Source organism: Luteococcus sp. Sow4_B9, from assembly GCF_052116585.1.
GTDB lineage: Bacteria > Actinomycetota > Actinomycetes > Propionibacteriales > Propionibacteriaceae > Luteococcus.
The window spans coordinates 100,712-122,345 of record NZ_JBQKKT010000006.1; the positions used below are offsets into that span (position 1 = coordinate 100,712).

General features: G+C 67.0%; 18 protein-coding genes and 1 tRNA gene. 8 read left to right on the forward strand and 11 right to left on the reverse strand.

Annotation, left to right across the window (positions count from 1 at the left end; translation table 11 throughout):
- Positions 1 to 4: 4 nt before the first annotated feature.
- Entirely contained in the window at positions 5 to 580 is a 576-nt protein-coding gene (locus ACTQ49_RS05950; RefSeq protein ID WP_441826928.1) for a phage holin family protein, read from the forward strand.
- Positions 581 to 662: 82 nt separating this feature from the next.
- Here ACTQ49_RS05950 and ACTQ49_RS05955 read toward each other — a convergent pair whose 3' ends face one another.
- The 4 genes from ACTQ49_RS05955 to nth are packed head-to-tail and all read right to left on the reverse strand — an operon-like array spanning position 663 to position 4,439.
- Entirely contained in the window at positions 663 to 2,375 is a 1,713-nt protein-coding gene (locus ACTQ49_RS05955; protein WP_441826929.1) for an alpha-glucosidase, read from the reverse strand.
- A 20-nt stretch (positions 2,376 to 2,395) separates the two neighbouring features.
- Positions 2,396 to 3,130, reverse strand: coding sequence for an NUDIX hydrolase (locus ACTQ49_RS05960; RefSeq protein ID WP_441826930.1), 735 nt, complete (start codon positions 3,128 to 3,130; stop codon positions 2,396 to 2,398).
- Positions 3,127 to 3,768, reverse strand: a complete 642-nt coding sequence (locus ACTQ49_RS05965; protein WP_441826931.1) for a TlpA family protein disulfide reductase — start codon at positions 3,766 to 3,768, stop codon at positions 3,127 to 3,129. The genes ACTQ49_RS05960 and ACTQ49_RS05965 overlap by 4 nt, the downstream gene beginning before the upstream one ends.
- The gene (nth, locus tag ACTQ49_RS05970) at positions 3,765 to 4,439 is read right to left on the reverse strand and encodes an endonuclease III (protein ID WP_441826974.1); all 675 of its coding nucleotides are present in this window, start codon (positions 4,437 to 4,439) and stop codon (positions 3,765 to 3,767) included. The genes ACTQ49_RS05965 and nth overlap by 4 nt, the downstream gene beginning before the upstream one ends.
- A gap of 236 nt (positions 4,440 to 4,675) precedes the next feature.
- On the opposite strand from nth, the gene ACTQ49_RS05975 reads away from it, so the two are divergent.
- The 3 genes from ACTQ49_RS05975 (at position 4,676) to ACTQ49_RS05985 (ending at position 6,131) form a co-directional block, all read left to right on the forward strand.
- Positions 4,676 to 5,404: a Crp/Fnr family transcriptional regulator gene (locus tag ACTQ49_RS05975; RefSeq protein WP_441826932.1), complete on the forward strand. Its 729-nt coding sequence runs from the start codon at positions 4,676 to 4,678 to the stop codon at positions 5,402 to 5,404.
- Between the two features lie 107 nt (positions 5,405 to 5,511).
- Positions 5,512 to 5,676: a DUF4177 domain-containing protein gene (locus ACTQ49_RS05980; RefSeq protein ID WP_441826933.1), complete on the forward strand. Its 165-nt coding sequence runs from the start codon at positions 5,512 to 5,514 to the stop codon at positions 5,674 to 5,676.
- Positions 5,676 to 6,131 (forward strand): RidA family protein, encoded by a 456-nt coding sequence (locus tag ACTQ49_RS05985; RefSeq protein WP_441826934.1) that lies wholly within the window; start codon positions 5,676 to 5,678, stop codon positions 6,129 to 6,131. The genes ACTQ49_RS05980 and ACTQ49_RS05985 overlap by 1 nt, the downstream gene beginning before the upstream one ends.
- Before the next feature lie 63 nt (positions 6,132 to 6,194).
- Here the strand turns inward: ACTQ49_RS05985 and ACTQ49_RS05990 are convergent, their stop codons facing one another.
- The gene (locus ACTQ49_RS05990) at positions 6,195 to 6,557 is read right to left on the reverse strand and encodes a WhiB family transcriptional regulator (RefSeq protein ID WP_441826935.1); all 363 of its coding nucleotides are present in this window, start codon (positions 6,555 to 6,557) and stop codon (positions 6,195 to 6,197) included.
- 249 nt (positions 6,558 to 6,806) lie between these two features.
- On the opposite strand from ACTQ49_RS05990, the gene ACTQ49_RS05995 reads away from it, so the two are divergent.
- From ACTQ49_RS05995 to ACTQ49_RS06005, 3 genes are all read left to right on the forward strand, one after another.
- The gene (locus tag ACTQ49_RS05995; protein WP_441826936.1) at positions 6,807 to 9,434 is read left to right on the forward strand and encodes a transglycosylase domain-containing protein; all 2,628 of its coding nucleotides are present in this window, start codon (positions 6,807 to 6,809) and stop codon (positions 9,432 to 9,434) included.
- The gene (locus tag ACTQ49_RS06000; protein ID WP_441826937.1) at positions 9,434 to 10,345 is read left to right on the forward strand and encodes a metallophosphoesterase; all 912 of its coding nucleotides are present in this window, start codon (positions 9,434 to 9,436) and stop codon (positions 10,343 to 10,345) included. The genes ACTQ49_RS05995 and ACTQ49_RS06000 overlap by 1 nt, the downstream gene beginning before the upstream one ends.
- A gap of 102 nt (positions 10,346 to 10,447) precedes the next feature.
- Positions 10,448 to 10,524: transfer RNA gene (locus tag ACTQ49_RS06005), tRNA-Pro, on the forward strand.
- Positions 10,525 to 11,340: 816 nt separating this feature from the next.
- On the opposite strand, the gene murJ is transcribed toward ACTQ49_RS06005, so the two are convergent.
- Together murJ and ACTQ49_RS06015 are read right to left on the reverse strand one after the other, a co-directional pair.
- Entirely contained in the window at positions 11,341 to 13,128 is a 1,788-nt protein-coding gene (murJ, locus tag ACTQ49_RS06010; RefSeq protein WP_441826938.1) for a murein biosynthesis integral membrane protein MurJ, read from the reverse strand.
- 53 nt (positions 13,129 to 13,181) lie between these two features.
- Complete coding sequence (locus ACTQ49_RS06015) at positions 13,182 to 14,465, reverse strand: aspartate kinase (RefSeq protein ID WP_441826939.1); 1,284 nt, start codon at positions 14,463 to 14,465, stop codon at positions 13,182 to 13,184.
- A 124-nt stretch (positions 14,466 to 14,589) separates the two neighbouring features.
- Between ACTQ49_RS06015 and ACTQ49_RS06020 the strand changes: the two genes are divergently transcribed.
- Positions 14,590 to 15,084, forward strand: a complete 495-nt coding sequence (locus tag ACTQ49_RS06020) for a DUF1707 SHOCT-like domain-containing protein (protein ID WP_441826940.1) — start codon at positions 14,590 to 14,592, stop codon at positions 15,082 to 15,084.
- An 85-nt stretch (positions 15,085 to 15,169) separates the two neighbouring features.
- Here ACTQ49_RS06020 and ACTQ49_RS06025 read toward each other — a convergent pair whose 3' ends face one another.
- The 4 genes from ACTQ49_RS06025 to ileS all read right to left on the reverse strand — a co-directional run bounded on the left by ACTQ49_RS06025 (position 15,170) and on the right by ileS (position 21,307).
- A complete protein-coding gene (locus ACTQ49_RS06025; protein ID WP_441826941.1) occupies positions 15,170 to 15,448 on the reverse strand; it encodes a GNAT family N-acetyltransferase in 279 nt (92 codons plus the stop codon).
- Between the two features lie 17 nt (positions 15,449 to 15,465).
- Positions 15,466 to 16,470 carry a Gfo/Idh/MocA family protein gene (locus ACTQ49_RS06030; RefSeq protein ID WP_441826942.1) on the reverse strand — a complete coding sequence of 335 codons (1,005 nt, stop codon included), beginning with the start codon at positions 16,468 to 16,470 and terminating at the stop codon, positions 15,466 to 15,468.
- A gap of 141 nt (positions 16,471 to 16,611) precedes the next feature.
- Entirely contained in the window at positions 16,612 to 17,889 is a 1,278-nt protein-coding gene (locus ACTQ49_RS06035; protein ID WP_441826943.1) for an FG-GAP repeat domain-containing protein, read from the reverse strand.
- A gap of 154 nt (positions 17,890 to 18,043) precedes the next feature.
- Positions 18,044 to 21,307: an isoleucine--tRNA ligase gene (gene ileS, locus ACTQ49_RS06040; RefSeq protein WP_441826944.1), complete on the reverse strand. Its 3,264-nt coding sequence runs from the start codon at positions 21,305 to 21,307 to the stop codon at positions 18,044 to 18,046.
- Between the last annotated feature and the right edge of the window lie 327 nt (positions 21,308 to 21,634).

Here is a 21,634-nt window from a genome sequence, read left to right on the forward strand (position 1 = left end):
ACACATGGCCGAGCGGCAGAATCCGAAGACCTTCGTCGACAACCTGAAGGTGGACACCAAGTCAGTCGTGATGGACAACATCGCACTGGCCAAGGCCGAGGTGGTTCCGGCAGCCAAGGCGGCGGGCGTCGGTGGCGGCATGTTCGGCGCGGCCGGTTACCTGGCCGCCAACGCTGCCTCCCTGCTCTTCCTGGCCGGCGGCGTCGGCTTCGCCCTGTGGTTCTCCCACCTGTTCGGCTGGGGCCCGCTGGCCTCCGTCGCACTGGGTTTCGTGGCCATGGCGCTGGTTCTGCTGATCCTGGCCGGCATCCTCGCGATGATCGGCAAGGGCAAGATGAAGCAGGTCAAGGCACCGGAGGCCACCATCCAGGAGGCCAAGGTCACCGTCGCCACGTTGAAGGACTCGCTGAACCGTGGTGTGAACGAGGTCGAGGCCAACATCCGCGACCGCAAGGGTCTGGCCAGCGCCAAGCGCGCCGCCAAGGACGTCGCCACCACCTTCCCCGCCCAGCGCACCGATGTGCCCACCACCCCGGCGCGTGCCACGGGCGGTGCCACCAGCGCCGACGCGCTGAAGTGAGCCACATCACCACCAGCTGACCAGCAGCAGGAGGGCCACACCCGGATCGGGTGCGGCCCTCCTGTCGTGCCCTGGCCGGTGGTCAGCCCAGGCGGATGATCCTCGACTCCCACGGTGCCAGACGGTCCTCGGCCCGCTCGTCGTGCGTGCCCAGCAGCAGCTCACCGGCTCGGCGCAGGTCCCCCGGGATCTCGCAGTCGGTGCTCGACATGTTCGCCAGCACCAACAGGCTCTCGTCGGCCAGGGAACGGGTGAAGGCGAAGAGCTGCTCGTGCTCGGGTTCCAGCAGGGCAAAGACACCATCACGCACCACGTCGAGTTCGTGACGAAGGGCGATCAACTTCCGGTAGTGGTGGAAGACCGAGTTCGGATCCGCCACTGCCGCCTCGACATTGATCACGTCGCGGTTCTGGTTGATCTCGATCCAGGGCTCGCCCGTGGTGAAGCCGGCCTTCTCGCTGGAATCCCACAGCACCGGGGTGCGGGCATTGTCACGGCTCTTCACCCGGTAGCTCTCCAGCAGCTGCTCGCCATCCGCGCCCAGGGCTGTGGCCTCGGCCCAGTGGTTGAGCACCTCGATGTCGCGATACTGCTCGATCGACGTGAACCCGGCATTGGTCATGCCGATCTCCTCGCCCTGGTAGATGTACGGCGTGCCCTTCTGCAGGTGCAGCACCGTGGCCAAGGTCTTGGCGGAGTTGACCCGGTGCTGCGGCGAGTCATCGCCCCAGCGGCTGACGATGCGTGGCTGGTCGTGGTTGTCCCAGTAGAGGGAATTCCACCCGCGGCCCTCGAGCCCGTGCTGCCACTTGGCCAGGTTCGCCTTGAGGTCCGGCAGGTGCAGCGGCTTGAGCGCCCACTTGCCCATGCCCGGCTGCTCGTCGAGCCCCATGTGCTCGAACTGGAAGACCATCCCGACCTCTGCCCGGGCAGGGTCGGTGTACTTGCTGGCCTGCTCCACACTGACGCCGGGGCATTCACCGACGGTGAGCAGGTTCTGCCCGGCCAGCACCTGCTGGTTCATCTCGTGCAGGAATTCGTCCATCCGCGGCCCGTCCACGTAGGAGCCGGTGAAGCTCAGCGCCTGACCCGGCACCGTCACGCCGTCGGCCAGCGGGAGTTCCTTGCTGATCAGGTTGATGACGTCCATCCGGAAGCCGTCGACGCCACGCTCGACCCACCACGACATCATGTCGTACACCGCCTGGCGCACCTCGGGGTTCTCCCAGTTGAGGTCGGGCTGCTTGCGGCTGAACAGGTGCAGGTAGTACTGGCCGCGCTGCTCGTCGTAGTGCCAGGCCGGGCCGCTGAAAGCGCTGGCCCAGTTGGTCGGCTCCGCCCCGGGAGCGCCGGGCTCGAAGCCCTCCCGGGCATCGGCCCACCAGTACCAGTCGGCCTTGGCGGAGGTGCGGTCCCGACTCTCCTGGAACCAGGGGTGCTCGTCGGAGGTGTGGTTGACCACCAGGTCCATCACCAGCTTCATCCCGCGGCTGTGCAACCCGTCGATGAGCTCGTCGAGGTCCGCCAGGCTGCCGAAGAGGGGGTCGATGTCCTGGTAGTCGCTGATGTCATAGCCGTTGTCGTCCTGGGGGCTCTTGTAGGCGGGGCTCATCCAGACTGCGTCGACGCCGAGGGCCGCCAGGTGGTCCAGCCGGGAGATGATGCCGCGAATGTCGCCGATGCCGTCACCATCGGAGTCGCAGAAGCTGCGGGGGTAGATCTGGTACACCACCGCGCTCTTCCACCAGTCGTCGGGGCGGTTGGCGAGGTTGTTTCCGGGTCGCTGAGCAGTCATGCCCCGATCATTCCAGACGGTCAGGAAGGCCGGGCGCTCGGCCCCTTCCAGCCCTTGGGCGGGCCGGACCTGTCGCGCAGGAAACGCTGGGGAACCTCCACCTGCAGGTTGGGATTCCAGGCCCGACGCCAGCCGCCCAGGTCCAGCAGGCAGTCGGTCAGATGCGCCGTGAAGCCCCAGATGAAGATCTCACCCATGCTGAAGGCCGGCCCGCTGTACCCATTGGGGAGCACGGCCGTCACGCGGTTCTGCGGATCGGCCAGGTCCTCGATCCGGTAGCGGTGGATGGCCGCCACTTCACGCGCGTCCACGGGCGTGATGGTGCTGTCTCCCTCACCATCCCAGGCCGCGACAATGCCCGCGACGTCGAAGGCACTGGCGGCCACGTGGGCCGCCGGCAGACGTCCCATCACCTTGGCCCGCGACGGCGCCAGGCCGATCTCCTCATGGGCCTCCCGCAGGGCGGCCTCGACGGGGCCCTCTCCCTCCTCCAGCGCACCGCCGGGGAAGGAGATCTGGCCGGGGTGCTTGCGCATGATGGCCGAGCGTTCGGTGAAGGTGAGGTCCAGCTCCTCCTCGCCGATCATCATCAGCACCGCGGCCCGACGGGATCCGGGCCGGGTGGGGCGGGGAGCCGTGACCCGTTCGACGAGCTGTTCGGCGTCGCCCAGGGAGTCGGTGAGACCGCCCAGCTCCTGCGGCAGTTGCCGCGGGTCGGCCAGCACCGGTTCGATGGGACCGATCGGCTCGGTCATGACGCCGTGACCCCGAGGTACTTCTCCACGTCGGCCCGCAGGGCGTCCGGGGTCTTGTACACCGTCGTGGAGTGGTGCACCAGCGTGCCCTGCGCATCGACGAAGTAGGTCTGCGGCGGGCCGGGAACCTTCAGAGGAGCGCGCACCGTCTGCTCGGGGTCGACCAACTGCGGGTACAGCGTCTGGTGCTCCACCGCAAAGTCGATCGCCTTGCCGACGAAGGGATCTCCGTAGTTGATGCCCAGGAAGTCCACTTGGCCGCGGGTCTCCCGCGCCACCTGGGCAAAGCTGGGCGCCTCCTCGGCGCAGGGCTGGCACCACTGGGCCCAGATGTTGATCACGCGGGGCTTTCCGGTGGGCAGACCGGCCAGGTTCACCGTGCTGTCACCGCCCAGGCAGTCCAGCGTCACGGCCGGCAGCCCCCCTTCCCGCTGGGTTGCCTTGGCGTCGCTGGCAGGGCAGGCATCGATGCCGGCCTCCTGTCGAGCGCCGAGGACCTCGCCCGGTGCCAGCGAGCGTTGGCTGTCCGGCTGGCCGGAGACCGTGATGCTGGGAACGCTCGCCTCATCTGTGGCCGGGCTGCACGCGGTGACCACGAGCGCGAGGGCCAGCAGGGCGGTGCGGGTCAGGTGTCTCATCCTCTGGGCTCCCTCACGAGCTTGGCGGCCTTGACCGGATCGGTCTCCCCTTCACCATAGGCCGGGCACAGCGTGGCCAGCGTGCACGCGCCGCAGGCAGGGCGACGGGCGTGACAGCGCCGACGGCCATGCCAGATCACGTTGTGGCACAGCTGCACCCAGTCAGCGGGGTCGAAGAGCTCTCCCACCTCCTGTTCGATCGGATCGGGGCGAGTGGCCGCCGTCCAGCCAAGGCGCCGGGCGACGCGCATGAAGTGGGTGTCCGGGGTGATCCCCGGCACGCCGAAGGCATTTCCCAGCACCACATTGGCCGTCTTTCGGCCCACGCCCGGCAACGTCACAAGCTCCTCGAGCGTGTCTGGCACCTGCCCGTCGAATTCATCGACGATGCGGGCGCTGAGGCCGATCAGCGATTCGGTCTTGGCCCGGAAGAAGCCCGTCGGACGAATGATCTCCTCCACCTCCGCAGGACTGGCCTGGCTCATGGCAGTGGCATCAGGAAAACGTGCGAAGAGCGCCGGCGTGACCAGGTTCACCCGCTTGTCCGTGCTCTGGGCCGAGAGGACGGTGGCCACCAGCAGCTCGTAGGGATCGCGAAAGTCCAGCTCGCACCGGGCCTGTGGGTATTGCAGGGCCAGGAGTTGGTTGGCGCGGTTCGCCCGCTCGCGCAGCGCCGCTCCGTGATCTGGAGACTCCCCACCCAACTCGGCAGGAAACTCATCAGTTGAGCCATCTGCGAGGGGCCCTTCTCGTTCGTCCACGCCCGCAGCCTAGTGGGGGCGCCAAAGCAAGGCGGCGCCCAGTAGGCGTGGCACCGTGCCACACGAGGACCCCATGTGCACCAGGAAGTGAGGAAGACCACTAGACTGACGGTCACCGTGCTCTTGTCATCCGATGAAGGGGGATCATGCACGAGGAGCTTCTGGCGCGTCTGCCGCTCTTCCAGAACCTAGAGCCCAGCTCTCGCCAGGCCCTGGATGAGTTCGTCCAACCCCTGTCATTGAGCCGTGGGGAGATCCTCTTCCGCAGCGGCGACGAGGCGCTCGGCCTGTACGTGCTGGCCATGGGCAAGGTGAAGCTCACCAAGCCCTCCCGGCAGCCGCAGCCCACCGCCACCATCACCCGCAAGGGTCGCCCCACGGCCCCGGCACCGCGGGAATCGCTGCTCTCCCTCATCGGGCCGGGCGAGATGTTCGGCGAGCTGTCCGTGCTTGACGGTGGTCAGCGCAGCACCACCGCCACGGCGATGCTCGACTGTCGGCTGTACCACGTGCCGCGGGAGCCGATGCTGAAGCTCATTCAGGAGCACCACGACATTGCCAACGCCATGATGCACCAGATGGCGCACCGGGTTCGGGTCTCCAACGAGATCATCTCCGGTCTGGTCCTCAGCGACGTCCCGGGCCGCATGGCCTACCTGCTGCTCACCCTCGGTGAGCGCTTCGGCGTCGCCACCGAACGCGGAACCGAGGTGCACCACGACCTCACCCAGGCAGAGCTCGCCCAGATGGTGGGAGCCAGCCGCGAGACCGTGAACAAGGTGCTGACGGACTTCGCCGGCCGCAAGTGGATCACCATGAGCGGCAAGAGCGTGGTCATCCGCGACGCCGCCCGGCTGCGGGCCCGGATCGACTGACCCCAAATCGTCTGATCCCGCATCGACTGCCCCAGTACAGGCCTCGCCACCGCATTCACGGCGGCCAAGACTGTCGGGGGCTCCTCGCGGCCCACTAAGCTCGTGGCATGACCAAGTGGGAATACTTCACCGCACCCGTGCTGAGCCACGTGAGCCAGCAGATCCTGAACAATTTCGGCTCGGAGGGCTGGGAGCTCGTGCAGCTGGTCCCGGGGCCGAATCCCGACACCCTGGTGGGCTACTTCAAGCGCCCCATCCTCGAGGACAAGTGATGTCGGCCACCAGCCGCCTCCAGGAGCTGGGCATCACGCTTCCGCCGGTTGCCGCCCCCGTCGCGGCCTATGTGCCGGCCATGGTGCTGGGCAACCACGTCTGGACGTCGGGGCAGCTGCCCTTCGTCGACGGGACGCTGCAGGCCACGGGCAAGGTGGGCACGCAGATCACCCCGGAGGACGCCAAGGCACAGGCACGGATCGCGGGCCTGAATGCGATCGCCGCTGCCGCCCAGGCCGCTGGCGGTCTCGACGAGATCAGCAGGATCCTCAAGGTGACGGTCTTCGTCGCCTCGGACCCGTCCTTCACCGGCCAGCCGGCCGTCGCCAATGGCGTCAGTGAGCTGATGGGTGAGGTCTTCGGTGCGCAGGGCCAGCACGTGCGAAGCGCCGTGGGGGTCAGCGTGCTCCCGCTGGATGCCCCCGTCGAGGTGGAGCTGGTCTGCGAGATCTGATCCCGCGCGCCGCCTGGCACTGAGCGCCGCCCTGGCACTGGGCGCAGTCAGGGGGCGGTTGTGTCAGGCGCGAGCGCGCTCGGCGCCGGCCCGCTCGACCACGCGACGACCACCGCCCTGCAACAGGGTGAGACCCGGACGGCCGGTGGCGGCATCGATGTCTTCCACGCCCTCGAGCACGGCCGCCCACGAGGGAACGTCCGGCCGCTGGCGCAGGAGCTGGCGACGTTCACGTTCGGTCAGCCCACCCCAGACACCCCACTCGATGCGATTGTCGAGTGCCTCGGCCAGGCATGTGCTGCGCACCGGGCATCCCATGCACACCACTCGGGCGCGCTTCTGATCCTTGCCCTCGGGGAAGAGTGCGTCCTCCATCCCTCGACACCGGGCAAGAAGGGTCCAGTCGTCAGGCTCTGTCAGGCTCATGCCCTGTTCTCCTTCCCGCGCTGGAAGTAACCGCCGTAGCTTGTCAGGTGGCTTTCGAGTTGAATGTAGTCCGTCACAACGGTTGTGACAATCCCGCGGCCCACCAGACAGACGACGTGGGCCTCACGTGCACCGAGTGGGGACAATGACCCAAGTACATCGGGACAACTGCCCACCAGATGCTCCCAGACGCCCGCGGCGACCCCTCATTCACCAGCCTGAGGCGAGTCCTCACGTACTCTTGTCACCATGACTTCACGCAAGACCGGCAGCAATGCTTACCACCTGGGATGGTTCGCCGCACTGAGCGTCATCTGCGGCCTGCTCGTGGCGGGCCTCGTGCTGCCCTATGCGTGGATCACCGGCTCCGTGGCGAAGGCGAGCGCCGAGTCGCTCGAGTCACTGCCGGCCGAGCTCGAGATCGGCCCCCAGTCGGAGCGCTCCAAGGTGCTCATGGCCGACGGCAGCGTGTTGGCCGAATTCTACTCCGAGAACCGCGTGTACGTGCCACTGAAGAAGATCGCGCCGGTCATGCAGGCCGCGCAGATCGCCATCGAGGACCACCGCTTCTACCAGCACGGTGCCATCGACTTCGAGGGCACCGCCCGCGCCGCCGTGCGCAGCGCCTCCGGCACCACCCAGGGTGGCTCCACGCTCACCCAGCAGTACGTGAAGCAGGTGCAGGTTGAGGCCGCCATGTACAACAACGACGAAGAGGCCGCGGCCAAGGCGACCGAGCAGTCCCTGACCCGCAAGATTCGGGAGCTGCGCTACGCCGTCGCGGTGGAGAAGAAGCTCACGAAGGACCAGATCCTTGAGCGTTACCTGAACATTGCCTACTACGGCGCCGGCGCCTACGGCGTCGAAGCGGCCGCCAAGCGCTACTTCAACACCACGGCCGAGAAGCTGACCCTGGACCAGGCAGCTCTGCTGGCCGGCCTGGTGCAGAACCCGGCCGTCACGGATCCGATTGCGCACGAGAGCGCCGCCCTGACCCGCCGCAACATGGTGCTGAACCGCATGGCGCAGTTGGGCAAGATCACCCAGGACGAGGCCGCGGCCGCCAAGAAGAAGGGCTTCGACCGGTCCAAGGTGCAGGAGCCCAAGAACGACTGCACGGACTCCCGCTTCCAGACCATGTGCCAGTACGTGAAGAATGTGCTGCTCAGCGACCAGTTCAAGAGCCTGGGCAAGACGAAGGAGGAGCGTGACAACACGCTCAAGCGCGGCGGCCTGACCATCCAGACCCTGATCGACCCGAAGGCGCAGTCCGCTGCCGAGAAGGCCGTGTCCCGACGCATCGCCCCCACCGACCCGTTCATCTCCACCTCGGTGTTGATCCAGCCCAAGACCGGTCTGATCGTCGCCATGGCCCAGAACCGCACGAAGCTCGGAGACAAGCCCGGCCAGACCTGGTACAACTACTCGGTCAACCGGTCCATGGGCGGGGCCGAGGGCTACCAGGCCGGCTCAACCTTCAAGGTCTTCACGGCGGCCGCAGCCATCAACAAGGGCATCCCGCCGACGCGCAAGTACAACTCCCCGTCACCGATGGACTTCACCGGCTCGACCTTCCGGTCCTGCGAGGGCCCCTTCAAGTCGCCGGCCTACACCCCCAAGAACTCGACGGGCGTGGGCAACTTCGACATGGAGCAGGCCACGATGAAGTCCATCAACACCTACTTCGTGCAGTTGCAGCGCGCCACTGGCAACTGCGATGTGGTGAAGATGGCCCAGGCCGCGGGCGTGGAGCGCGCCGACGGCAAGGACCTGCTCAAGGACGAGGTTCCTGGCAGCGGCGGCGTGATGGGCTTCGACAAGGTCGTCTCGTTCACGCTGGGCCCGGTGGAGGTCACGCCGCTGTCGATGACCCAGGCCTACGCCACCCTCGCCAACCGCGGTGTGCGTTGCGATCCGATCATCATCAAGTCGGTCAAGACCAAGGCCGGCAAGGAGTCACCGGTTCCGTCCGCCAATTGCAAGCAGACGATCAACCCGGATGTTGCCGACCAGGTGACCAAGATGCTCAAGCGCACGATCGAGTCCGGCACGGCCCGCCCCGCCTACATGGGCGACGGGCGTGACCAGGCCGCCAAGACCGGTACCACGGACTCGGCCGAGGCCGTCTGGCTGGCCGGCTACACCCCGGACATGGCGGGCGTCTCCATGATCGCCGCAGACAAGCAGGCCCCGGAGTACAAGGGTCGCGCGAAGCGCTCCATCACCGGCAAGCGGATCCACGGCACCGACTGTGGCGATGGTGGTTGCTGGCTGTCCGGCTCCGGCTCCGGCGACGCAGGCAAGATCTGGAAGGCCTCCATGGAGGCCGCGCTGGACGGCGTCGCGAAGACGAAGTTCCACAAGCCGAGCGGCAAGATCATCGAGGGCAAGAAGCTCTCCATCCCCAACATCAAGGGGATGGACATGAAGGAGGCCATGGCCGCGGTGGAGGCCGCCGGATTCGGCACCGAGACCGCCTATCAGTACAGCGACTACAGCTACGGCACCTATCTCTACGCCTGGCCCAACAAGGGCACCTGGGACACCAACAAGCCGATCACCTTCTACGTTTCGCAGGGGCCGCGACCCAAGCCGAAGCCCGAGCCGACGAAGAAGGCCACTGCCAAGGAGACCAAGAAGTCCACCTGGAAGCCGACCGCCAAGCCGACGGCCAAGAAGACCACCACGGCCCCCAAGCCCACGGCCAAGACGACCACCACGGCCCCCAAGCCCACGACCAAGAAGACCACCACGGCACCCAAGCCCACGGCCAAGCCGACCGCCAAGAAGACCGCGGCCACCAGGCCCACGACGAAGCAGACCGCGGCCGCCAGGACGACGGCGGCTGCCAAGCCCACAGCCAAGGCGAGCGCCTGATGCGCACGGCCGCAAAGGTGGCCCTGGCCGGAGTGGCCACAGGGGCTGGTGCCCTGGGCTATGGCCTCTGGGAGGCGCAGCAGTTCACGCTGCGCCGGGTTGAAGTGCCGGTGCTCCCAGACGGTGAACGCCCCATCCGGGTGCTGCACATGAGCGACATCCACCTGCTGCCCCGCCAGAAGGGAAAGCTGGAATGGGTGGCGAGCCTGGCCGGGCTGGAGCCAGACCTGGTGGTCAACACCGGAGACAACTTCTGCTCCCCCGACGCGATGGAACCGCTGCTGGATGCGTGGGGCCGGTTGCTGGACGTCCCGGGCGTCTTCGTCTTTGGCTCCAATGACTACACGATGCCGGCCTTCAAGAACCCGGCCAAGTACTTGGCCGGGCCGTCGAAGGTGGACGAGCACGACCACCCCGCGCTGCCCTTCGACGACCTGCGGGCGGCGATGACGGCGCGCGGCTGGGCCGACCTCAACCAGCGTCGTGCGGAGGTGACGGTTGACGGACGACGTCTGGCCTTCCGCGGCACGGATGACGCCCACCTGAAGCGCGACGACTACTCCGAGGTCGCTGGCCCGCCCGTGGCCGATGCGCTGCTGAACATCGCGGTGACCCATGCGCCGTACCTGCGGCTGCTGGACGCGATGACGGCAGACCGGATGGACATGATCTTCGCCGGCCACACGCACGGCGGGCAGGTCTGCCTCCCCTTCAAGGGTGCGCTGGTCACCAACTGCGATCTGGACACGGAACGGGTCAAGGGCCTGAGCCAGCACACCGCGCGGACCTCCGACGGCAGCCAGCACACCAGCTGGATGCATGTCTCGGCCGGCATGGGATCGTCACCGTACGCGCCATATCGCATTGCGTGCCGCCCGGAGGCGACCTTGCTGACACTGGTCAGCCGCTGAGCCCGCCTCCGAGGGAGGCGACCGCCGCCGGCGCAGGCGCGTCGATTGGTCTTCCAAGAGGAAAGTGGGATACAGTGTTCCACGGCCCAAGGGCCAGCAGGACGGGGTGTGGCGCAGCTTGGTAGCGCGCGTCGTTCGGGACGACGAGGTCGCAGGTTCAAATCCTGTCACCCCGACCAGCATGAGGAAGGGCGTGGATTCCACTGGAATCCACGCCCTTCCTCATGTCCACCCAGCCGGTGGTCAGTGAGCCGTGGACGAGCAGAGGCCCAGAACTCCGAACGCAGATATTCGGACATCTGAATCGGTTACTGAACCCCACAGGATGCCGGGAGCTGACCCCTGATGACCACCTCTCGGGGCAGTGCGACATGATGGTGATCATTGAGTCCACGAGATTCATCTTCTCCAGGCGAGCACTCGGCACCACTCCCCTCCGGCGACCAGGTTTGACCCCGGAAAACGAGACTGGACAGGGAATCACCGGATTCTTGGCGGACGGTGCCCGGCCCTGATATCTTCGGCGAGGCTCATGTGCGACCCACAAGTTGAGCGATAGTTCAAGTATTGACGATAAAATCTTCAACAAATCTTTGAACTAGAAGGACTTAATACTTAACAACTGAATACGAGCTGTAGAAGCCCTTCTCACATTGACTCAGTCGCACGGTCTGCATAGAGTTATCAACAGATGACGAACCCCCGAGCGTCATCGACACAACGGAACAGCAATCCCCCGAGTGCTGTTCCTTCATCGCAAGTTCCGAACCCCCGAGCGGAACTTGCACCAAGGAAGGCCCCGGAAACGCAATCCGGGGCCTTTCTGTTGCCCTGGGGAATCGATCGCGAATCCGTTGCTGGCAAGGATTCTCGGGCTCCGGCACCCGGGCGGCGATGCCCGGGACGGCGCGAGCATGTGGCTTTTGGTGTGGATTCACCTTGGGGCGGGCAGCTGCCCGCAGCTGGACCGAACGAACTCGACCAGGCTGCGGCGCTCAGGCCAGCTTGAGGCGGCGCAGCACGGGCGCCAGCATCCCGTCGACCTCGCGGATGCGCATCAACCGTGCGGCAGCCAGGAAGACGAGCCCGAAGCACAGTCCAGCCACGGCACAGGTGAGGACCGAGAGCAGCCAGGAGCGTCCGAAGCCGGACATTCCGTAGACGGCCAGCCAGGCCGTGCCGCCGGCCAGCAGGGAGGCGATCAGCAAACGGGTCCACAGGCGCACCACCTCATGCAGACCCAGCCCATCCAGCTGGCGACGCGCCACGGCCATCCACAGCAGTGACTGCCCCCAATTGCCCACCACGACGCCCATGGCCACGATCGGGAGCACCCAGCGATCGGGCGCCAGCCAGACGCCCAGCACGGCGCAGAGCACCTGCACCAGCGTCAACAGGCCCTGGTAGAGGAAGTTGTCGCGGCCCTCGCCGCGGGCATAGCAGTAGCGCTGCTGCAGCACACTGATGCCATAGCCCAGGATGCCCAGGCACATGATCTGCAGGGCCAGCACCACGGGCTCGGACTGGCCTGCGGGCAGGCGCAGCATCACGTCGACCAGCGGCCGCGCCAGCACGATCATCGCGATGCTTGCCGGGATGATGGCCACGGCCGGGGTGCTAAGCGCCTTGTTGACCAGCCGACGCAGACCCGCCACGTCGCCGTCCTGCCAGCTGCGACTCATCTGGGGAAAGAGCGCCGTCAGGATGCTCACCGTGATCAGGCCGTGCGGCAGCGTGAAGATCAGCATGGCGAAGTTGTACGAGGCGAAACCGCCGACGCCCGGCTGGTCGGGCAGCGAGGTCAGCACGATCTGCACGATCAGTCCACCGGCCAGTGAGACCAGCAGCGCACTGAAGGTCCACCCCACCATGCGAGAGGCTTCCCCCAAACCGGAGCCCCGCAGACCGAAGCGGGGCCGATACCGGAAGCCGCCCTTGACCAGGGGCGGCACCAGGATGAAGGCCTGCACCGCAATGCCCAGAGTGGTGCTTCCGGCCAGCGTCCAGACCATCTCCGGGGTCCACGTGCTCGGATTGGTCTGCAGCCCCCAGCGCCACAGGAAATAGCCCAGACCGCCGATCTGCACCACATTGGCCAGCGCCGGCGCCCACATGAAGGCGGCGAACTGGTCCCGCGCGTTGAGCACATTGCCCAGCACGGAGTAGAGGCCGTAGAAGAGGATCTGCGGCATGCAGATGAAGCCGAACATGATGGACAGCCGCAGCGCGTCGCCGTCCTGCTTGTTCGTCCACTGGATCAGCCAGGGCACCGCCGCCGTGGCGGCCACCGTGAGCAGCGCAATGGCACCGAAGGCCGCGGTGAGGAGTTTGTCGACGAAGACCTGCCCGCCGTCGTCGTCCTTCATCGCCCGGGTGATCTGCGGAATCAGGACGGCATTGAGGATGCCCGCGTTCAGCACCATCAACAGGTAGTTCGGCATGGTGTTGGCCACATTGAAGGCCGTCGCCACGGCCGAGGCCGCCACCACTTGGGCAAAGAGGTACTGCCGGCCCAGGCCCAGAATGCGGCTGACCAGCGATCCCATCGCCATGATCGCGCTGGCCCGCCCCAGGGACTGTTTGCGCACCGCGGGCGTGCCGCCCGGCTCCGACTCGTCGTCGGTCTCGGTCACCGCGCGTACCGGCGCCGCCACGGACGCAGCGTCGTCGTCCCCGGCGCGGGTGTCGATCACCACGGTCTGGGTGGCATCGGCCACCTCCGTGCCGGCGAAGGACACGTCCCAATGACCTCGACGCGGTCGGCCGACCGCGTCGAAAGTCATGGTGTCGTCATCGGGCCCGAAGCCCTGGGGCGACGACGTGTCCTTCGGGTTCGTCACCTGCCGGTGCCGGCGTAGACGACCGCCTCGCCATCGGCATCCAGGCCGAAGGCGGTGTGCGCGGCACGGACGGCGGCGTCCACCTGGTCGGCGTCGACCACCACGGAGATGCGGATCTCGGAGGTGGAGATCATGTCGATGTTGATGTCGGCGTCGGCCAGCGAGCGGAAGAAGGAGGCCGTCACGCCCGGGTGTGAGCGCATGCCGACGCCGATCACCGAGACCTTGCCGATCTGGTCGTCGTACAGCAGCTCCTCGAACTTGATCTGCTCCTGGGCGGCGTTGAGCACCTCGATGGCCTTGCGGCCATCGCTGCTGGGCAGGGTGAAGGAGATGTCGGTGCGACCGCTGGCCACCTGGGAGACGTTCTGCACGATCATGTCGATGTTGATCTCGTTGCGTGCGATGGTGTCGAAGATCTCGGCCGCCTCGCCCGGACGGTCCGGCACACCGACGACGGTGATCTTGGCCTCGGTGCGGTCATGGGCGACGCCGGTGATCAGTGCTTGTTCCATCTTGCTTCCTTCGGTGTCGGTCGACGATGCGGGGAGGTCCTTCACCCAGGTGCCGGGCTTGTCAGAGAAGGACGAACGGACGTGGACGGGGACATTCTCGCGTCGCGCGTACTCGACGCAGCGCAGGTGCAGGATCTTGGCGCCATTGGCCGCCATCTCCAGCATCTCCTCATAACTGATCACGGGGATGTGCCGCGCGCCGGGCACGATCCGGGGATCGGCGGTGAACACACCGTCGACGTCGGAGTAGATCTCGACGTACTCCGCACCGAGCGCAGCAGCCAGCGCCACCGCGGTGGTGTCCGAGGCGCCACGGCCCAGGGTCGTGACGTCCTTGGTGGTCTGTGAAACCCCCTGGAAGCCGGCGACGATGACGACATTTCCCTCGTCCAGCGCCTGCTCCACGCGGCCGGGTGTGATGTCGATGATGCGGGCGTCGCCATGCTTGCCGGTGGTGATGACGCCGGCCTGCGAGCCGGTGTAGCTACGGGCCTCGGCGCCCAGATCACTCAGCGCCATGGCCAGCAGGGCGGCGCTCTGGCGCTCGCCGGTGGTGAGCAGCATGTCCAACTCACGCGCCTTGGGCTGCGGGCTGACCTGCAGCGCCAGGTCCATCAGCTCGTCGGTGGTGTCGCCCATGGCGGAGATGACCACCACGACGTCATTGCCGGCCAGCTTCGCATTGAGGATGCGGCGTGCGACCCGCTTGATCGAGGCGGCATCAGCCACCGATGACCCACCGAACTTCTGGACGATCCGTCCCATGACACCTCCCGGTTGCCGGCCCCGGTCGTGGAGCCAGCTGCCACTGTACCGACGCCCCGACCGGACGGGCAGTCAATCCGGGGTGTGGAAGCACGTGGAACCCGAACGGCCTAGCCTTGGAAGCATGGACGGTTCAGGTGGGTATCGCATCGGTGACCAGGAACGCGACGAGGCCGTGGCCCAGTTGCGGGAGCACCACGCCCTGGGCCGGATTGACGCCAGCGAGTTCGACGAGCGGATGTCGTCGGCACTCGCGGCACGCACCCTGGCCGACCTCGCGCTCCTTTTCGGGGACCTTCCCCCACTGCCTGGCCGTCGCACCTTCGGCGACGGCCCTGCCCTGGAGCCCGTGCAGCCGACCGCCGCTCCTGTGGCCACTGGAAATGCCTGGAACTGGCGTCAGGGCCTCTCCGGTGCCGCCTTCCCCTTGGCCGTGATCGCCTGCTTTGCCACCGGATGGCGCTACTGGTGGATCATGCTCGTGCCCATGATGGTCACCGCTGCCCTGCTCGGGGATGACGACGACGGGGACCATGACGGGGACGAGGATTCGAGCACACACGCGAAAGCCCTCGGGGCGGGCAACCAGAAGGCGCTCCCCAAGGGCTCCGCTGAATAGTTCGAGTACTGCGTGGTGGTTCGAGAACGACGATGTTCCGTCCCAAGGCCGCCGAGTTCAGCTCCCGGCGGGCGGGAACCTGAGGTCAGGCAACCATGTCCTGGTACTCGGGGTTCTTCTGGATCCAGTCGGCGACGAAGGGGCAGGTGGGCTTGGCCTTCTTGCCGATGGAGCGCATGTGGTCCAGCGCGCCCTTGACGAGCTCACCGCCCACACCCTGACCCTCATGGGCGGGCTCCACCACGGTGTGCTGCAGGTCGAGGACGTCGCCCTCGATCTCGTAGCTGAGCGTGCCGGCGAGCTGACCGTCGACCGTGGCCTCGTATCGCTTCTTCTCGTTCTTGAGCGCAACCGAAATGTTCATGACACCATCCTGCCCGATCACAGTGGCTGATCGGGGTGCTTTACGCCAACGGCATGCAACGCCTGCTCCAACTGGTCCATCACGGCCAGCGTGTCGGACAGCGGCATGATGTCGCTCTCCAGCCGCCCCTCGCGCAGGGCACGGTTGACCTCGACGATCTCGTGGGAATAGCCCGTGCCGTCCGGGTGCAGGGCCAGCGTGCGCGGGGTGACTCCCTTGCGGTGCACCACCACGCGGTCCGGGTGGTGGAAGCGCGGCTTCACCTCGGCCCAACCCTGATCGCCCATCACCACCATCCTGCCCGGCCCCATGGACTGCAGGGAGACTGCCAGGGTGGCCAGGGCGCCCGAGTCATAGCTGAGCACCATCCCAGCCTGGGCGTCCACCCCATTGGGGTACAACGTGCCCCGCACGGTCATCTCGCTGGGGCTGCCCAGGAAGTCCTGCGCGAACTGCAGGACGTAGACACCCAGATCCAGCAGCGCACCACCACCGAGGTCCTTGGCAAACAGCCGGTCGTCGGGATTGAAGTCCCGCTGGGCATACAGGTCGCCCTGCACCCCGAGGATGGTGCCCAGCTGGCCGGCGTCGACCACGTCATGCAGTGCCCGCACGACTGGCTGGAAACGGGTCCACATGGCCTCCATGGCAAAGACCTGCTGCGCCCGGGCAGCATCGACGATCTCCTGGGCACCCGCCAGGGTCGTGGCAAAGGCCTTCTCCACCAGGACGGCCTTGCCATTGCCGATCGCCTCGAGGGCAATCGCCTTGTGCTGCGGATGCGGTGTCGCGATGTAGACGACGTCGATCTCCGGGCAGGCGCACAGCTCGGCATAGCTGCCGAAGGCCCGCTCCAGGCCGAATTCGTCGGCGAAGGCCTGCGCCCGCGCCACGTCACGCGACCCCACGGCATACGGCACCGCGCCGTCGACGTGGGCGAAGTCCTTCACGAAGGCCTGGGCCATCCGGCCCGGACCGGCGATGCCCCACCGAAGGGGCCGGTCAGCTGCGCGCTCGTCCATGGCTCCAGACTGTCACTTGCGCGTCCTGGTTGGAAGGGTGCCCCGCCAAGGCTTCAAGACGTGCATGACCCGCCGTGACGACGCGGGGGGGGGGGGCCCCCCCCGCGTCATGCTGCCCGAGGGTGATCGGGAGCAGAACGGTCAGGCGATGGCCTGGATCCCGTTCCAGTTCGTGCCGATCTTCTTCGCGGGAGCCCACCGACCTGCGCCCAGGTTGGCGTAGAAGTAGAGGTGGCCGTCGGACCGCACGGCCACCATGTCGCGTCGACCGTCCCGGTTCAGGTCACCGGGGCTGACCACCTTGGTCATGCTGTTCCAGCCGTGCCCGACCTGCCGGGTGGCCACGACCGTGCCCGAGCTCGACAGTGTGTAGCGCATCAGCTTGCCGTCCTGCGTCACCGCCAGCAGGTCGGCCCGCCCGTCGCCGGAGAAGTCCCCGACGGACAGGATGTGCTTGATGCCCTGCCAGTTGCGGCCCACCTGCACCGGCGAGGAAACGCGGATCGGCTTGACCGCCTGGCGCATCAGACGACCGTCGGAGCGCACCGAGAAGAGCTCCGCGTAGCCGTCGCCGTTGACGTCGTTGACGGCGCTCATCAGCCGGGCATCATTGAAGCCGTAGCCGATGATCGTGGGGAAACCTGCCCGGTTGTTGCCCATCATCCGGTGCTGCCAGAGCGTTCCGGAGGTGTCGCGGGCCAGGATCTCCGAGGCGCCATTGTGGTCCATGTCCGGAGACTTGCCGATCCACGTGTAGGGGTAGTTCAGCCCCTTGAGACCGGGCTTGCCCAGCGTCCACAGGACCGGCCCCGAGACGGTGCGATAGGTGATGCCCTCACCCTTCGACAGTCCGACGACGTCGGCAACCTTGTCATTGGTGAAGTCTCCGTAGTAATTGCTCGTACCGGCGGAACGCGGCCAGCCGACCTTCGGGATTCCGTCCCACTCGGTGGCGGGCAGGATGTCGACACGCTCATTGCTGGCGAGATCGTGGAAGCTGGTCATGAGCGGCTCCCTGCCCGTCGCGGTGATGGTGCCACTGGTGCACTTGCCGGCCGGCAGCCACTGGTTGGCCAGGCCCTTGCCAGTCTCACCAGCACTGGGCTGGTAGATGCGGGTGTCGCCATCGGCGACGGTGTAGCTGAAGGTGTCCGGGCCGATCGCCACCGGCTCGGCGCCGCGGGCACAGACCTGGACTGTGCTCTCCCACGCCGTCCGGGAGACCTTCTTGGGATAACCGACGGTCAGGGTGACGTGGGTGAAGGTGGCGCGGGTGCCGTAATTGGTGAACTCCACCTGCCTTGGCTGCTTGGGTCCAGCGGCCTGCGCGGGGGCAGCGGCGCCCACCTGGAGACCGGCGACCATGGCCGCGCCCAAGGCGAGGCTGGTCAGTGACTGGGTACGACGCTTAGCGTTCACGATGTCCTCCTCGACAAAGGGGGCAGCAGGTCCGTCCCCTCACCCCCAATACGCCCGGGGCGGCAGGTCGGGTTGCCGTCGGACGATGAACTTCGGGTAAAGGAAACCGCCCGTCATCCTCAGGAAGGATGACGGGCGGTTCGGGCAGGCTCGCTCAGAGGCGGGTAACCTTCACGGCCAGCCCCAGCTCGGGCTCCACTTTCCAGTCGTCGCCCTGCACGCCGGCCTCCATCTGGGTGGCCAGCACCTCGTCGGCAATCAGCTGCTGGTGGGTCGAGATGGCCGAGGCCAGGTCCCCGGTGGCAGCCCACTGCAGGTGGATCCGGTCGCTGACCTCGAGCCCCGAGGCCTTGCGGGTCTCCTGCACGAAGCGGATGGCGTCGCGGGCCAGACCGGCCTGCACCAGCTCCGGGGTGAGCTGCAGGTCCAGCGCCACCGTCTCACCCTGCTCGTTGACCACGCTCCAGCCCTCACGCGGACGCTCGGAGATGATCACCTCGTCGGCGCTCACCTGGGTGCCACCGTCGAAGTCCACCGTAGCGGTGCCGTTGGCGGTCAGATCGGCGGCCAGCTTGGCGGCGTCAGCCTCCGCGATGGCCTTGGCCACCAGCGGCGTCTGCTTCGCGAAGCGCTTGCCCAGGGCACGGAAGTTGCCCTTGGCGGAGTAGTCGACGACGTCGCCGGCCGAGCTGAAGGACTCGATGCTGTTGATGTTCAGCTCGGCGGCGATCTCGGCCACCAGGCTGTCGTCCAGCTGGGCGTGGGCGTAGCTGGGCACCAGCATCCGGGCCAGCGGCTGGCGGGTCTTCACCTTGGCCTCGGCGCGGGCACTGCGGCCCAGCTCCACCAGGCGCTTGGTCATGTCCATCGCCTTGTCCAGCTGCTCGTCGATGACCGAGGTGTCGGCGACCGGCCAGTCGGCCAGGTGCACCGACTTCGAGGCCTCGGGATCGGCGGCGACGAACAGGTCCTGCCAGACGCGTTCGGTGATGAAGGGCACCAACGGCGCCATCAGCCGGGTCAGCACCTCAAGCGTCTCGTGCAGCGTGGTCAGCGCGGACTGGTCGCCGTCCCAGAAGCGACGGCGGCTGCGACGCACGTACCAGTTGCTCAGCTCGTCGACGAAGGTCGCGATCCGGCTGCCGGCGTGCTGGGTGTCGAAGTTCTCCAGCGCCTCGGTGACGTCGACCACCAACTTGTTGGTGGCGGAGGTGAGCCAGCGGTCCAGCACGTGACGGTCTGCGAGCGCAGGGGGGTTCGGGGGGATCGTTCCCCCCGGCACGAAGTTGTTCGCATTCGCGTAGAGGGCGTGGAAGGCGACGGTGTTCCAGTAGGTCAGCAGCACCTTGCGGACAGTCTCGGTGATGGTGCCGTCACCCACTCGACGGGCGGCCCACGGCGAACCGGAGGCGGCCATGAACCAGCGCACCGCGTCGGCGCCGTGCTTGTCCATCAACGGGATGGGCAGCAGGATGTTGCCCAGGTGCTTGCTCATCTTGCGGCCGTCCTCGGCCAGGATGTGGCCCAGGCAGAGCACGTTCTTGTAGCTGGACTGGTCGAAGACCAGCGTGTTCACCGCCATCAGCGTGTAGAACCAGCCGCGGGTCTGGTCGGTGGCCTCGCAGATGAAGTCGGCCGGGTAGTTGGCCTCGAACTTCTCCTTGGAGCCCTCAACCCACGGGAAACCCCACTGCGCGAAGGGCATCGAGCCCGAGTCGAACCAGGCGTCGATCACCTCGGGAACACGACGGTAGGTGCCGCCGTGCCCGGGCAGGGTGAAGGTCACGTCGTCGACGAAGGGACGATGCGGGTCCATCGTGGCCACCGACGGGTCGCCGGCCAGCTCGGACAGCTCGGCGCGCGAACCGACGCACACCACCTTGGTGGGGTCCTCGTCGTTGCGCCACACCGGCAGCGGCGTGCCCCAGTAGCGGCTGCGGCTCAGCGCCCAGTCGATGTTGTTCTCCAGCCAGTCGCCGAAGCGGCCGTGCTTGATGGATTCGGGGTACCAGTTGGTCTTCTCGTTCTCGGCGAGCAACTGGTCCTTGCGCTGCGTGGTGCGGATGTACCAGCTGGGCATGGCGTAGTACATCAACGGCGTGTGGCAGCGCCAGCAGTGCGGGTAGGGGTGCTCGTGGTCCAGGGTGCCCAGCAGCAGGCCCGTCTCGCGCAGCTTGTCGATGATGACCGGGTCGGCCTTCTTGAAGAACAGGCCGCTGACGAAGCCGGTCCCCTCCTTGAAGCAGCCGTTGGCGCCGATCGGGTTGACGAACTCCACCCCGTGGCGCTTGTTGGACTCGTAGTCGTCCTGGCCGAAGGCCATTGCCTGGTGCACCAGACCGGTGCCCTCACCGACGGCGACGTAGTCCTCCAGCACGACGAAGAAGGCCTTGCCGGGCTGTTCCATGGCGTCGAAGGGCCGCTGGTAGGTCCAGCCCTCCATCTCGGAGCCCTTGAAGGTCTCGGCGACGATCCACTCCTCCCCCAGGGCGGTGGGCACGTTCTCGACCGCGATCACGACGGGGGTCTCGCCCTCCTTGCGGGCGATGCAGTAGTCGATGTCGGCGCCGGCGGCGACGGTGACATTGGCCACCAGCGTCCAGGGGGTGGTGGTCCAGATCGCCAGGTCGGCCTTGCCCGCCCACGGGCCGCTGGTGAGCGGGAAGCGGGCGAAGACGGTGGTGTCGACGGTGTCCTCGTAGCCCTGCGCCAGCTCGTGGTCGCTGAGCGCGGTCTGGTCATTGGGGCAGTAGGGGGCGACGCGGAAGTCCTCCACCAGCAGGCCTTTGTCGAAGATGGTCTTGAGCGCCCACCACTCGCTGTCGACGTACTCGGGGGCCATCGTCCAGTAGGCCTCGTCCATGTTCACCCAGTAGCCCATGCGGTTGGTGAGCTCTGCGAACTGCCCGACGTGGCGGCTGACGCTCTCGCGGCACTTGGCATTGAAGGCCTCGACGCCGAAGTCCTCGATCTGGTCCTTGGAGTCGATACCCAGTTCCTTCTCGACCGCCAGCTCGACGGGCAGGCCGTGGCAGTCCCAGCCGGCCTTGCGGTCCACGCGACGCCCCTGCATCGTCTTGAAGCGGGGGAAGACGTCCTTGAAGACGCGGGCCTCGATGTGGTGCGTGCCGGGCTGGCCATTGGCCGTCGGGGGGCCCTCGTAGAAGGTCCACGGCTCTCCGTCGGCGGTCTTGGCCAAGGTCGCCTCGAAGGTCTTGTTGGCCTGCCAGAAGTCCAGGATCTCGTGCTCCATGGCCGGCAGGTCGATCTGGGCCGGGACTGCCTTGTAGGCAAGGGGGGACGACCCCCCTTGAACCCCCCGCGCTCCGCGCCCTGCGCCCTGCTGCTCCTGCGTCGCAGCACGCCCACTGGGCTCCGCACCGGGATTGTCGGGGGTGCTCGTCGTATCGGTGCTCATCGCATTCCTCTTCGTCGTCTGGCCTGACGAAGGGACGAGGCATCCGGAGACTCTCCGGGCGACCCGCGGTACCACCCTCCTTGAACCCGTGCACGACGGATTCCACTCTTGCTCGCCGCAGCCGGGTCTAGTGGGTCGGTTCTCGACTGTTCTTCCGGCAGCTCCGGGGTGATGGCCCCATCACGGCCTTGCGGTCGTCGTCCATCTTACAGGCCGTGTGCGCGGGGTTTCGCACCATTCCTGCCGCTGGCTCCTGGGTGGCGGGCCGGGAGTCCACTGTGCACGTCGAATACGACCGGGCGCCCGGTGGAGCGCATGCCCAGTGAG